At 57.1% G+C, this 12401-nt stretch carries 16 protein-coding genes; 9 read left to right on the top strand and 7 right to left on the bottom strand.

What is annotated here, in order from left to right; genetic code table 11:
* Positions 1 to 211: 211 nt before the first annotated feature.
* Together WB402_RS01235 and WB402_RS01230 are read right to left on the bottom strand one after the other, a co-directional pair.
* On the bottom strand, positions 212 to 652 hold the full coding sequence (locus tag WB402_RS01235) for a molybdenum cofactor biosynthesis protein MoaE (protein ID WP_424204955.1): 441 nt from the start codon (positions 650 to 652) through the stop codon (positions 212 to 214).
* Positions 649 to 885, bottom strand: coding sequence for a MoaD/ThiS family protein (locus WB402_RS01230; RefSeq protein ID WP_424204954.1), 237 nt, complete (start codon positions 883 to 885; stop codon positions 649 to 651). The genes WB402_RS01235 and WB402_RS01230 overlap by 4 nt, the downstream gene beginning before the upstream one ends.
* A 286-nt stretch (positions 886 to 1171) precedes the next feature.
* On the opposite strand from WB402_RS01230, the gene sat reads away from it, so the two are divergent.
* The 4 genes from sat to WB402_RS01210 all read left to right on the top strand — a co-directional run bounded on the left by sat (position 1172) and on the right by WB402_RS01210 (position 5930).
* A complete protein-coding gene (sat, locus tag WB402_RS01225) occupies positions 1172 to 2383 on the top strand; it encodes a sulfate adenylyltransferase (RefSeq protein ID WP_424204952.1) in 1212 nt (403 codons plus the stop codon).
* A gap of 73 nt (positions 2384 to 2456) precedes the next feature.
* Entirely contained in the window at positions 2457 to 2921 is a 465-nt protein-coding gene (gene aprB / locus WB402_RS01220) for an adenylyl-sulfate reductase subunit beta (protein ID WP_424204950.1), read from the top strand.
* Between the two features lie 79 nt (positions 2922 to 3000).
* The gene (gene aprA, locus WB402_RS01215; protein WP_424204949.1) at positions 3001 to 4923 is read left to right on the top strand and encodes an adenylyl-sulfate reductase subunit alpha; all 1923 of its coding nucleotides are present in this window, start codon (positions 3001 to 3003) and stop codon (positions 4921 to 4923) included.
* Between the two features lie 110 nt (positions 4924 to 5033).
* Positions 5034 to 5930 (top strand): YkgJ family cysteine cluster protein, encoded by an 897-nt coding sequence (locus tag WB402_RS01210; RefSeq protein WP_424204947.1) that lies wholly within the window; start codon positions 5034 to 5036, stop codon positions 5928 to 5930.
* An 83-nt stretch (positions 5931 to 6013) separates the two neighbouring features.
* On the opposite strand, the gene WB402_RS01205 is transcribed toward WB402_RS01210, so the two are convergent.
* Both WB402_RS01205 and WB402_RS01200 read right to left on the bottom strand, forming a co-directional pair.
* The gene (locus WB402_RS01205; protein WP_424204945.1) at positions 6014 to 6217 is read right to left on the bottom strand and encodes a cold-shock protein; all 204 of its coding nucleotides are present in this window, start codon (positions 6215 to 6217) and stop codon (positions 6014 to 6016) included.
* A gap of 351 nt (positions 6218 to 6568) precedes the next feature.
* On the bottom strand, positions 6569 to 6784 hold the full coding sequence (locus WB402_RS01200; protein ID WP_424204943.1) for a hypothetical protein: 216 nt from the start codon (positions 6782 to 6784) through the stop codon (positions 6569 to 6571).
* A gap of 138 nt (positions 6785 to 6922) precedes the next feature.
* Here WB402_RS01200 and WB402_RS01195 point away from each other — a divergent pair, with 138 nt between their 5' ends.
* The 3 genes from WB402_RS01195 to msrA all read left to right on the top strand — a co-directional run bounded on the left by WB402_RS01195 (position 6923) and on the right by msrA (position 8811).
* Positions 6923 to 7183, top strand: coding sequence for a crotonobetainyl-CoA--carnitine CoA-transferase (locus tag WB402_RS01195; protein ID WP_424204941.1), 261 nt, complete (start codon positions 6923 to 6925; stop codon positions 7181 to 7183).
* Between the two features lie 310 nt (positions 7184 to 7493).
* Complete coding sequence (locus WB402_RS01190; protein WP_424204939.1) at positions 7494 to 8051, top strand: retropepsin-like aspartic protease family protein; 558 nt, start codon at positions 7494 to 7496, stop codon at positions 8049 to 8051.
* Between the two features lie 139 nt (positions 8052 to 8190).
* Entirely contained in the window at positions 8191 to 8811 is a 621-nt protein-coding gene (gene msrA, locus WB402_RS01185) for a peptide-methionine (S)-S-oxide reductase MsrA (RefSeq protein ID WP_424204937.1), read from the top strand.
* Between the two features lie 31 nt (positions 8812 to 8842).
* Here msrA and WB402_RS01180 read toward each other — a convergent pair whose 3' ends face one another.
* Positions 8843 to 9262, bottom strand: a complete 420-nt coding sequence (locus WB402_RS01180) for a CBS domain-containing protein (RefSeq protein ID WP_424204935.1) — start codon at positions 9260 to 9262, stop codon at positions 8843 to 8845.
* Between the two features lie 295 nt (positions 9263 to 9557).
* The gene (locus WB402_RS01175; protein WP_424204934.1) at positions 9558 to 9836 is read right to left on the bottom strand and encodes a PilZ domain-containing protein; all 279 of its coding nucleotides are present in this window, start codon (positions 9834 to 9836) and stop codon (positions 9558 to 9560) included.
* Between the two features lie 106 nt (positions 9837 to 9942).
* On the opposite strand from WB402_RS01175, the gene WB402_RS01170 reads away from it, so the two are divergent.
* Both WB402_RS01170 and WB402_RS01165 read left to right on the top strand, forming a co-directional pair.
* Positions 9943 to 10689 (top strand): DUF6962 family protein, encoded by a 747-nt coding sequence (locus WB402_RS01170; protein WP_424204932.1) that lies wholly within the window; start codon positions 9943 to 9945, stop codon positions 10687 to 10689.
* A 499-nt stretch (positions 10690 to 11188) separates the two neighbouring features.
* Positions 11189 to 12139, top strand: a complete 951-nt coding sequence (locus WB402_RS01165) for a 2-hydroxyacid dehydrogenase (RefSeq protein ID WP_424204930.1) — start codon at positions 11189 to 11191, stop codon at positions 12137 to 12139.
* A gap of 53 nt (positions 12140 to 12192) precedes the next feature.
* On the opposite strand, the gene WB402_RS01160 is transcribed toward WB402_RS01165, so the two are convergent.
* Positions 12193 to 12401 (bottom strand): hypothetical protein (locus tag WB402_RS01160; protein WP_424204928.1); only part of this gene is annotated, 209 nt, incomplete at its 5' end.

Genomic DNA, 12401 nt, shown 5'->3' with positions numbered 1-12401 from the left:
CAAGAAACAGATCGCGCGGCATGAGAGCGTGGTCGCAGAGAAGCACAAGGAACAGGAAGCCTTGCGCAAACAATACGCCGACGAAATGGAACGCTACCGCGAAATCAAGAAAAGCCAGGCCGCCAAGTCGCCTGCGACCGCGAAAAAACCGTGAAATATCTGCTTCGAAATAATTTCTGATTCAAAAACCACAAGCCGCGTCGAACCGCTTTTACTTGGCTTTTGGTTCCGACGCCACCCAACGCCGCCCCTCCTTCGTCATCTCCTGTTTCCAGAACGGCGCGCGCGTTTTCAGTTCGTCAATCACATAACGGCACGCGGCGAACGCCGACTCGCGGTGCGCCGCCCACACCGCCACGCACACGATCGGGTCGTTGGGGTGCAACTCGCCGTAACGGTGAATCACCAGCAGGTCGTCAATCGGCCAGCGCTCCGCCGCCTCGCGGGCCACACGCTCGAGATGCTTCTCGGTCATGGGCTCGTAATGCTCGAGGGTCATGGCCTGCACCGCGCTGCCCTGATTGAAATCGCGCAGCGTGCCGACGAACACGGTCGTGGCGCCGAACTTCCCGGCCAAGTTCGGCTGCCCCGATTGGTAGCGCACGATCTCCTGCCAGGGATCGAAGGCCGCGGCCAGTAAACGTACAGTCATGGCGCGCCCCCGGTTACGGGCGGAAAGAACGCCACCTCGTCGCCGTCGCGTACCGGCTGGTCGGGCCGGGCGTATTCCATATTCACCGCCGCCAGCAGGTTGTCTGGCAAGGCAGTTCGCGCGCTCTGCTTCCAGACATCGGCAACATTATAAATGCCCGCGCTATCGATGATCTCCTGTGCCTTACCCAAACGCTCGCGCACGCTGGCGAAAAACCTGACCGTAATACTCATGAATTAAATCCCCTGCATTTAATAAGGTGGACGACAGGGTAATCTGCGATAGAATGATCGCCCTCCTGAGGGTTCGCGGCAAGCCTGTCTCACAGACATCCTGCGTTGCCATGAACGATCTCCGTTTCCAGGGGTCAATGTGTCACCACCGCAAATAAGTGAAACTTATGAGCGGCACCAGTATTTCTAATTAGTTTTGGAGTCGGTGACGCTATACAGTTTCGCGCCTCAGGTGCAGCGACACCGTCTTTTCAGTTTTTCTGGCATAAAGGGGAAAAGGTTCTCTATGTCTAAACTGGTCAATCCACACGGCGGCGGGGAGCTCAAAACCCTGCTCCTCCAAGGCGCAGCGCTCACTGAAGAAAAGAAACGCGCTCAAAATCTACCCAAGGTTAACATCAGCTCGCGCGAGTCCGGCGATCTCATCATGCTCGGCATCGGCGGGTTCACCCCGCTCGACGGGTTCATGACCAAGGCCGACTGGCAGGGCGTCTGCGACGGAATGAAAATGGCCAACGGCCTGTTCTGGCCGATCCCGATCACTCTCTCCACCGACAAAGCCACCGCCGACGGCATCAAGACCGGCACCGACGTGGCGCTCGTGGACAGCGAGTCCGGCGAGATCATGGCCACGATGAAGGTCACCGAGAAGTACACCATAGATAAGGCGCATGAGTGCATGATGGTGTACAAGACGGCCGACCTGGAACACCCCGGCGTCAAGATGGTCATGGAACAGGGCGAGGTCAATCTCGCCGGCCCGGTAAAAGTTCTTTCGCAGGGCGGTTTCCCCGAAAAATACGGCGACGAATTCCTCACCCCCGCCCAAACCCGCGAGATGTTCAAAAAGAATGGCTGGTCCACGGTCGCCGCGTTTCAGACCCGCAACCCGATGCACCGCTCCCACGAATACCTCGCCAAAGTTGCGGTCGAAACCTGCGACGGCGTGCTCATCCACTCCCTGCTCGGCAAGCTCAAGCCCGGCGACATCCCCGCCGATGTTCGTTCCAAGGCCATCGGCGTGCTGATCGAAAAATACTTCGTCAAGAACACCGTGATCCAGGCCGGCTATCCGCTCGACATGCGTTACGCCGGTCCGCGCGAAGCGCTGCTGCACGCGCTGTTCCGTCAGAACTACGGTTGCTCGCACTTGATCGTCGGCCGCGACCACGCCGGTGTCGGCAGCTACTACGGCCCGTTCGACGCGCATCACATCTTCGATCAGATTCCGAAAGACGCGCTCGAAACCAAGCCGCTCAAGATCGATTGGACCTTCTGGTGCTACAAGTGCGGCGGCATGGCGTCGGCCCGCACTTGTCCGCATGACGAGAAGGATCGCCTGCTGCTGTCCGGCACCAAGCTGCGCAAGATGCTGTCCGAGGGCGGCGATGTCCCGGCCGAGTTCTCGCGCCCCGAGGTGCTGACGGTGCTGCGCGCGTATTACGGCAGCCTGACCGAGAAAGTCGAAGTCAAGCTTTCCGGCCATTCGGCCCGATAAGAATCAAAAGTTTAGTGTTCGTTAATGGCTTTACCGTTTTTAACTGCAACCTTTAGATAGATGGAGTGACACCATGCCTACATTCGTACGTACCGACAAATGCGATGGCTGCAAGGGTCAGGACAAGACCGCTTGCATGTACATCTGCCCCCATGACCTGATGAAACTCGACAAGGACGGTTCCGAAACCGGCCATGCGATGAAGGCATGGAACCAGGAACCCGAGCAGTGCTGGGAATGCTATTCCTGCGTGAAGATCTGCCCGCAACAGGCCATCGAGTGCCGTCACTATGCCGACGTCGTCCCCCTCGGCGGTTCCGTACAGCCGCTGCGCGGCACCGACTCGATCATGTGGACCATCAAGTTCCGCAACGGCACCATCAAGCGCTTCAAGTTCCCGATTCGCACCACACCGGAAGGCTCGATCAAGCCGTATGAAGGCAAGCCCAAAGCCGATGTGGCGAAGATCGATGCCATCGAGTTCTATTCGGCCGACAGCATTCACAAGACCGACCGCAGCCAGTTGATCAGCGGTTAAACATTTCAACAACCACCGGCGAATCTGCCGCGAGGGGCCGTGTGCCCCGGCGGATCGCCGTCACAGAAGGTGAACAATCATGGCAGAAGGTACTTTTGGTAATCCGCAGATAATCGAGGAAGAAGTCGACATCCTCATTATCGGCGGCGGTATGGCCGCGTGTGGCGCCGCGTACGAAATCGGACAATGGACCGAGGCCGCCAAGGCCAAGGGCCAGAACATCAAGGTGAAGCTCGTCGACAAGGCCGCCATGGACCGCTCCGGCGCCGTGGCCATGGGCCTGTCCGCGATCAACACTTATTGCGGCGAGAACGATCCGGCCGACTACGTGCGCTACGTGCGTAACGACCTGATGGGCATCATCCGCGAAGACCTGGTGTACGACGTCGGCCGTCACGTGGACGACTCGGTGCATCATTTCGAGGAATGGGGCCTGCCGGTATGGAAGCAGCCTGGTGACGAAAGCAAGAAGCTCACCCAGGGCGGCAAACCGGTGCGTTCCGGCAAATGGCAGATCATGATCAACGGCGAGTCCTACAAGTGGATCGTCGCCGAGGCCGCGAAGAAGGCGCTGGGGATGGAAAACATCCGCGAGCGCGTGTTCATCGTGCGTCTGGTCAATGACAAGAACGACCCGAACCGCGTCGCCGGCGCCGCCGGTTTCTCGGTGCGTGAAAACACCCTCTACGTCTACAAGTTCAAGGCCTGCCTGCTGGTGTGCGGCGGTGCGGTGAACGTGTTCCGTCCCCGCTCCATCGGTGAAGGCGGCGGCCGCGCCTGGTACCCGGTGTGGAATGCCGGTTCAACCTACGCGATGGCGGCCGAATGCGGCGCCGAGATGACCATGATGGAAAACCGCTTCGTGCCCGCCCGCTTCAAGGACGGTTACGGTCCGGTGGGCGCCTGGTTCCTGCTGTTCAAGGCCAAGGTCATGAACGGCATGGGCGAGGACTACAACGCCATCCACGGCCATATCATCAAAGACGAGAAACGCTTCGGCAAATACGGCCAGGGCGTACCGGGCACCTGCCTGCGCAACCACATCATGCTCGAAGAGATGCGCGCCGGCCGCGGCCCGATCATCATGGACACCCCGACGGCGCTCGCCAATCTGGCGAAGAACATGACGCCCAAGGAAGTGCAGCACCTGCTGGCGGAAGCCTGGGAAGACTTCCTCGACATGACCATCAGCCAGTGCGGCATCTGGGCCGGCGAGAACATCGAGCCGGACAAGAAGCCGTCCGAACTCATGCCGACCGAGCCGTACCTGCTGGGTTCGCATTCCGGCTGCGCCGGTATCTGGGTCTCGGGCCCGACCGACGTCGGTGCGCCGAAGGAGTGGAGCTGGGGCTATCGCTCGATGACGACCGTCAAGGGTCTGTTCACCGCCGGCGACGGCGTGGGCGCCTCCGGTCACAAGTTCTCCTCCGGTTCGCATGCCGAAGGCCGCATCGCCGCCAAGGGCATGGTCAAGTTCGTCATGGACAACAAGGACTGGAAGCCCGAGATGGAGCACACGGTCGCGGAGCTGGTCGAGGAGATCTACCGTCCGGTAAAAACCTTCCTCGAGCACAAGAACTACACCACGGCGATCGACGTCAACCCGAACTACATCACGCCCAAGATGCTGCAGTTCCGTCTGCAGAAGATCATGGACGAGTACTGTGCGGGTGTGGCGACCTACTACCAGACCAACGCGAAGTTGCTTGAGATCTGCGAAGCCAAGCTCGAGATGCTGAAGGAAGACTCCCTGAAGATGCGCGCCAAGGACCTGCACGAGTTGCTGCGCGCGTGGGAGAACTACCACCGCATCCTCACCGCCGAAGCGCACATGAAGCACATCCAGTTCCGTGAAGAGACTCGTTACCCGGGCTTCTACTACCGCGCGGACTACAACTTTATCGATGACACAAACTGGAAGGTGTTCGTGAACTCGACGTACGACCGCAACACTCACAAGTGGGCACTGAAGAAAGTCCCGTACGTGCAGCTGGTCAAGTAATCGAGCCGTAACGCTGTAAATGTGGGGGTCCGGGGCAACCCGGACCCCTTTTGTTTTAAGGTGTAAAATTGCCGGCCCGGTATCCGCCGGCCGTATTCAGAGGTGATCCCATGAGCCAGGACTTCAACGATCCGAACATCAAGGACCCGCGTCCGTCGAGCCCGGTCGTGCCGGTGAAGCTCGGCCTGGACGACAAAATCCAGTTCCGTTGCCGCAAGGGCATCGCCTGCTTCAACAAGTGCTGCGAGAACATCAACATCATGCTCACGCCCTACGACATCCTGCGGCTCAAGAACCGCCTGGGCGTTACGTCACAGGAATTTCTCGACAAACACGCCGTCGTTTTCGAGATGGATGGCCACGGCATTCCGGGCATCCGCATGAAGACCAAGCCTGGCAGCGCGGCTTGCCAGTTCCTGACCCCCGAAGGCTGCGGCGTGTACGAAGACCGCCCCACCGCCTGCCGCTATTATGCCCTCGGCGCCACCACCATGCGCTCCAAGGACTCCTCCAAGCCGGAAGATTTCTATTTTGTGGTGAAGGAAGAGCACTGCCTCGGCCACGACGAGCCGCGCACGCTGACCGTGCGCGAATATCGCCAGGAGCAAGGCGTCGAACAGTACGACGAATTGACCCGCGAATGGCGCGACATCATTCTGAAGAAACGCTCCAGCGGTCCGACCGTCGGCGCGCCGTCGCAGAGGAGCCTGGACCTCTTCTATCTCGCGAGCTACGACCTCGACAACTTCCGCGTGTTCGTCGCCAGCCCCTTCTTCCACGACGTCTACGACATCGAACCGGCGTATTTCCAGAAGCTGCTGTCCGATGAAGAGGAGCTACTGAAATTCGCGTCGCGTTATCTCAAGCAGGTGCTGTTCGGCGAGAAAACCATCCCCGAGAAACCCGATGCCGTCGAGAAGCGCATAAAGCGCCGCGAAGAGATCAACGCGAAACAGCGCGAGCAGATGCAGCAGGATATGGAAAAGGAAATGGGCTCGCCGGAATAGTCTCCTCTACCCTTGATGCAAAAAAAAGACCCCGCCACTCGGCGGGGTCTTCGTTTCAAACGCTGCTTTCGCAGTGCCTGGCGTTAAGCCGGCTGAACGTTCGATGCCGACGGACCTTTCGGGCCCTGTTCCAGCTCGAATTTCACCTGCTGTCCCTCGGTCAGGCTCTTGAAGCCCGAACCCTGGACAGCGGAATGATGCACGAAGACATCCTTGCTGCCGTCAGACGGGGTGATGAAACCAAAACCTTTGGCGTCGTTGAACCACTTTACTGTTCCTGTAATCACGAAAATACCTCTATTTGGTTGAATTGCGATGGTTTGCAGTTCATTCCTGAAAGCGAACGCGGGAGTAACTGCCGAAGAAATCTGGGAGGAACTACCGAACTGACTGTAAGAAGTGCGCTGCAACCCGGGCACTATACACGAGCCTCACTCAATAGCTACAACTATTATCGGTTGCGGGGTCGAGCCGCCTGCGGCGGCGCATTAATTGCGGTTCCCCGCACCGCAGGCGGGTTTCTTTCTCTTGTCCGGCCAAGAGAAAGAAACCAAAGAGAAGACCGCCCGATCGCTTCGCCGCACACAGACAACGCGTGCGGTACGTACCCTGCGCTCCTCACGAAGCTGGGCACACGCCTAACTCGCCGTGCGAGCCGGATTGGAAAAATAGAATGTTGGCCCCCCACAACCAATAACCTTAAGCCCTGCCGATGCGCCTGAACTGATTAGATTAAACGAGGGGCTTTCGATGCGCATGACATTGGTGAGATTAGCGCTTACACTAGCCGGGCTGCTGTCGTGCATGGCTTCAATCGCCATGGCCACCGAGAACGTGTTATCGAGTTTTTTCATCACCCCGCTAACCTCCGATCTGGATCGGTCAACCGACAATCGGGACGAGTTGGAACCATCGTCGACAGTCTGTTATCAAATGTGCTGCTTCTTTTTTAGGAAGCAGTTTTTATCATTCACACGACAAAGGAGGTTGTTATGAAGAAGAAGCACTTACTCGCCGCACTGACGCTAATCACGGTCTCTGGTTTCGCTTGGGCCGGCGCTGGCACTGCCGCGTTCCAGGAATTGGATGCGAACCATGATGGTCAAATCAGCCGTGATGAAGCGAAGAAATCGTCCGACGTGAACAATAAGTTCAATCAGGCCGATGCAAACAAGAACGGCAAGCTCGATGCGGCAGAGTTCTCCGCGTTGGAAGCCACGCCAAAAGAAGCCATGCCGAAGGAAACCAAATAACGACGATACCCTCGCCCGCGTGAGGGTCTAAGCCCCATTCCCCGCGTCGCGGGGAATGGGGCTTTTTTTGTCCCTATCATAAACAGTGCTCGCGGTGCAGTACGAGTTTCTTCACAGTCGGCATCTAGTAGATCGAAGCATATAACCACCGGAAATGCAGCTCCCGTGAACAGGACAGGCGCAGTTCGCCCCCCACGCTCTTGATCTTTATGCTGGCGTCAACTATTTCATAAAGATAAGTGTTGAGATGTCACAACACGACACGCCGAAGGTTGACAACCGGCGTGGCTTACGTGGGAGAAGCATGCCCTTGTCTGCAATACACTGTTCCTGGCTGGCTGTTGCAGTGACGCTCGTCTCAAGCCCTGTTCTGGGGGATGAGTTCGACGTTACGGTACCCATGCATGACAAGGGGATGGCGACCTATTACGTGAATGCCCAGATCGCCGATCTGGGCATCAGCGAATTCATGGTCGATACCGGTTCGGGTTATTTGACCATCAACGAACAAACACTGAGTGCCCTGCAGAAACGAAAACAGGTGCAGTACGTGAAAGAGTTGCGCGCCATCCTGGCCAACGGGACCGAGCTCGTGATCCCGGTCTACTCGATCACCGAATTGCGCATCGGTACCTGCACTCTCCGCAACGTCGAGGCGGCTGTCTTCCCGGCCCACACGCGCCAGATTCTGGGGCTCTCCGCCCTCAACAAGGCCGCCCCCTTCACCTTCTCCGTCGACCCGCCCGAGCTGGTGCTGAGCAACTGTGCCGGGAGCAAGGACGCGCTTTTGGTGTCGCCCGCCCTGGCTGAGGCCGCCGAACCCAAAGGACCTTCGGGAAACGGTGGCGGCACCCCGCTTCGCCCATAGCGCTCCAATTATTGACCGGCATGAAGCCAGAAGCCCCCTGATAGGCGGCTTTCTTATTTCCGGTCGGTTATCACCCTCGCAACCATTGACCCAAAGACGGGTCATAAAGCCCACGAGCTAAATCGATAAGGGGCTTTCGATGCGTATAAACCTATCAGGATTCATGGCGGCACTGGCCGGGCTGGTGCTGGGCGTGGCGTTGGCAGCCTCGGCGGCGGAACCGGTAACCAAGGGCAAGGCGACGGCAACGGCCATCTTCGCCGGCGGGTGCTTCTGGTGCATGGTGCATCCGTTCGATGAACTCCCGGGCGTGATGTCGGTCACCTCGGGTTATACCGGTGGGCAGAAGGTGAACCCGACCTACGAGCAGGTTTCGGCGGGCGATACCGGGCACGTCGAGGCAGTGCAGGTCATCTTCGACCCGAAGCAGATCAGTTACGAAAAACTGCTGGAGGTGTTCTGGCGCAACGTCGATCCGCTCGACAAGGGCGGACAATTCTGCGACCGCGGCAGCACCTACACATCCGCAGTCTTTTACCAGAACGACGAGCAGAAAAAACTGGCGGAACAATCGAAGGCCGCGATTGAAAAGAAACTAGGCAAGCAGGTCGTGACTACGATCCGTCCGGCCGCGACGTTCTATGCGGCCGAAGACTACCATCAGGATTACTACAAGAAGAATCCGCTGCGCTACAAGTACTACCGCTACAGCTGCGGGCGCGATCAGCGCCTTGAGGAACTCTGGGGCAAGAAAAGTTAGAAGCATTCGAATGGGTTCGGCGCTTTCCCCGTCAGCTCGTGACGTACCTCGTGAGCTGGCGGATGAGTTCCTCTTTCTCCTCGAGCAGCACCAGCAGCAGGTCGCGCAGCGAAATGATGCCGACGAAGGCATCGCCGTCGAACACCAGCAGATGCCGGCACTGGTGCGTTTTCATGAGTTCGATGCAGCGCTCACTGCGTTCCGCCGGTGATACCCGCACGAACTCCGGGCGCATCACTTCCCTGATTTTGACCGTTATCGGATCGCGGCGTTTCTGCGCCATGTCGCGTATCAGATCGCGCTCGGTGAAGAGGCCGATGACGCGGGATTCGCGGGTCACAACCACCGAACCGATATGCTTTTCAGACATGAGCACGGCGGCCTCGTACGTGGTCCGGTTCTCGTCCAGCAGCACCACGTGGCGTTCGATCTTGGCGGTAATCGTGGCCATATAGTTACACCTCCCTTGTGCAATGCCGGCAGGAGATACAGGCTGCGCGCCGCGGTCGATTTTCCCGGCTGACGGCACTCCGGATTCGGTCCTCATTACGCTACGCTTCTTGCCGGGCACATACAATTGGCGCCGACAACGCCATGAGAAAACGGCAAATTGCCCGGACCGCGTTGCTTGGCGGGCAAGGCGGCGACGTCAGGATTTTCCGAGAGATTAGCAGCAAAAATAGGGTGCCCCGGATCAGCTCGGCCCAATTAATTCCTGAGCCGTCGATAGTCCGGTCACGTAGCGTCTACATGAAATCAAAGTCGAGAAACTGCAAACCCATCCCTTCATCGGTCACGCGCACGACCCGGGCGGAAACCGTGGATAGTTTTTCGCCCCATAACACACCCGACATGCGCAGCGATACAATGCGTCCCACGGGCAGACATTTCTCCTTGGCTAACTGAACAAACGCGCCGTGCTTGCTGATGTTCTTGGTGACAAGAGAGACCTTGCCGAGATGGGGCGGGTCAAGAATTTCAACGGTAATCGAGACCTCCTGACGTTCGTGAATACGCTTTTCCAAGCGGTCCCCTTAATTTTCTATTTACGGTTGTTGTTATGATGCTTCATGTATTTTTAGCACGTTATAAGGGGATATCCAGTAAAAGCCTTCCCCGGTTCGGAGAATTATGCGAGTGATTCATCCCACGCGTCGCGCCTACCTGCTAGTCCTGCTGCCGATCATGGCACTGGCCGCGGTTATGGCGCTGCCACCGATCGCACAGGACCCGATGTATCATGTCTTTGCCGATCGCCGCGGCCTGCTCGGCATCTCCAGTTTCCTCAATGTCGTCACCAATCTCGTGTTCCTTGCCGTGGGCATAGCGGGGATTGGTTTGTGCGCGCGCAGGCAGCACGGGCACGGGGCGCGCTGGGCATGGATGGCCTGCTTCACCGGCGTAGCGCTGGTGTCCCTGGGCTCCGGCTACTATCACCTCGCGCCGAACAACGGCACACTGGTGTGGGACCGGCTACCCATGAGCGTCGGCTTCATGGCGCTATCGGTGGCGGTGCTGTCCGAACACGTGAATCCGCGGCTGGAAAAATATCTGCTAGCACCCGCGATCTTTCTCGGCCTCGCAAGCGTGATCACCTGGCACTACACCGACGATCTGCGGCTGTACGTGCTGGTACAGTTCCTGCCCTTGCTCCTGCTTCCGGTGGTGCTGCTCCTGTACAACCATCCGGGGCAAGACCGCGGCTATCTGCTGGCGGCGCTTGCGATCTACCTGGTCTCGAAGCTGGCAGAGTATTACGACCGGGCGGTGTTCGGGTGGACCCGAGAAATCATCAGCGGTCATTCGCTCAAGCACCTGCTGGCGGCGACGGCACTATTGGTCGTGTATGGGATGCTCCGGCGACGCACTATCCCGTAGAATCGGCCATCGGCACAAGGGAGGATCGGCATGTCGGCTCTGCCCGCCGCGATCCGTATGTCCATGGTCGCACGAATCATGGTCATGGACGCGACGAAATAAAACGATTACCGCCGCATCCACGTGGCCGCCCTGTTGCAGTTCGTGAATCTTTCGCGCTGCCCGACGTGAGCTGGGAACATCCGCGTGGCTGGCTGCAAGCTCTCGTTTATTTCGCATTGCTGATTGCAGGCAGCAGCGGCATAAGTGGTTATTTTGTGGCCCTTGGATCTTCCCGCTAACTCGGCACTGAAGCGGAAAACAGAGGCTTTCTACCGCAGACAATCTCACAGGGCCGAGGTAGCTCGTGCCCAGTCTGTAAAGCGCCGTTTTGCATACCAAAAATATCATGAGTGGAATTGCTATGCTTACCATAAGGGGCATGACCGCCATCAATAATGTCGATTTGCCAATAATGGTTTGATGGCGTGGGACTTCATGAATTGAATTCAATATAACCGTGAAATTCAAAAAAATTGTGATGCTCAGCTATTCTCAGAGTGATTTTAGCGAGCAAGCATATCGGCGTTTGGTACCAGTGTGCGAAGAGAACAGGGTTCTTTCCGAATATAGCCCTGAAGTCACCCGTCACCTGGCCGAGACAGATTGTCTGCTGGTGGAAACCGGGATTGCAGTCGATAAGACAATGATTAACGCCGCCCCGAATTTGAAATACATAGGCGTGTTCGGGACAGGATGCGGTCGAATCGATGTTAAATATTCAGCCAGCAGAGGCATCACTGTATGTAACACACCCGGTTACAGCACGGAGGGCGTAGCTGAGTTTGCTTTTGGATTGATATTGGAACATATAAGAGAAATTGAAAGAGCCAAGTCCCAGGCGCGCGGTGGTAATTATTCAGGATTCGGATATCGAGGACACGAAATAAAAAACAAGAAATTTGGAGTGATAGGATTGGGTCGAATTGGCAGAAGAATTGCGGAGATTGCCAGCGATGGGTTTGGTGCCGACGTTTCCTATTGGTCGAGGAACCGAAAACCGGACGCCGAAAAGACTGGCTTTCGTTACGCGGATATCAGCGCCGTACTGAGCAGCAGCGATTTTCTCTCAATCAATCTGACTCATGTTCCGGCGACGGAAAAATTCATCAATGCCGATCGGATAAATCTGATCAAACCAGGCGCTGTCGTCGTGCACCTGGCACCGATCGAGGTTATCGACCTGGACGAACTGGAGAAAAGGCTAAAACTCGATGACATAACATTTATCCTGGACCATTCAGACGAACTGTCGCCTGAACAGGCGCTACGCCTTGCTCGATACAGGAATTGTGTCATATACCCTTCTATCGCGTGTATCACGCAAGAAGCCAAGCAAACAAAGTTAGGGTTGTTAATCGAAAATGTTGAAAACTATCTCAATGGAAAACCCTCGAATACGGTCGATTAGCGCTGGAAGCTCTCTGGGGAGGCACCGGTAACTAATTGCATATGCCCCCTTCGTTACGCTAAGTATCCCTTGGGCTGAAGAAAACACGAACTAATACTCACTACCATGAGCGCAATCTTCAATGAGTGAGAAAAATCCTGACGCTGAGCGGTCACGCCCCGCACCGCATCCGACGAACGAAACGAATCTGGGATCGCTTCTGTATTGCGGTCAATTTGTCCTCGGGCCGTCGTTCGTCGAAAACCTGACCGGATGGCAAAGA

The sequence above is a fragment of the Sulfuricaulis sp. genome, assembly GCF_049587675.1.
Taxonomy (GTDB): domain Bacteria; phylum Pseudomonadota; class Gammaproteobacteria; order Acidiferrobacterales; family Sulfurifustaceae; genus Sulfuricaulis.
The sequence above is the reverse complement of the archived record's forward strand: the minus strand, read 5'-3'. Positions and strand labels throughout refer to the sequence as shown.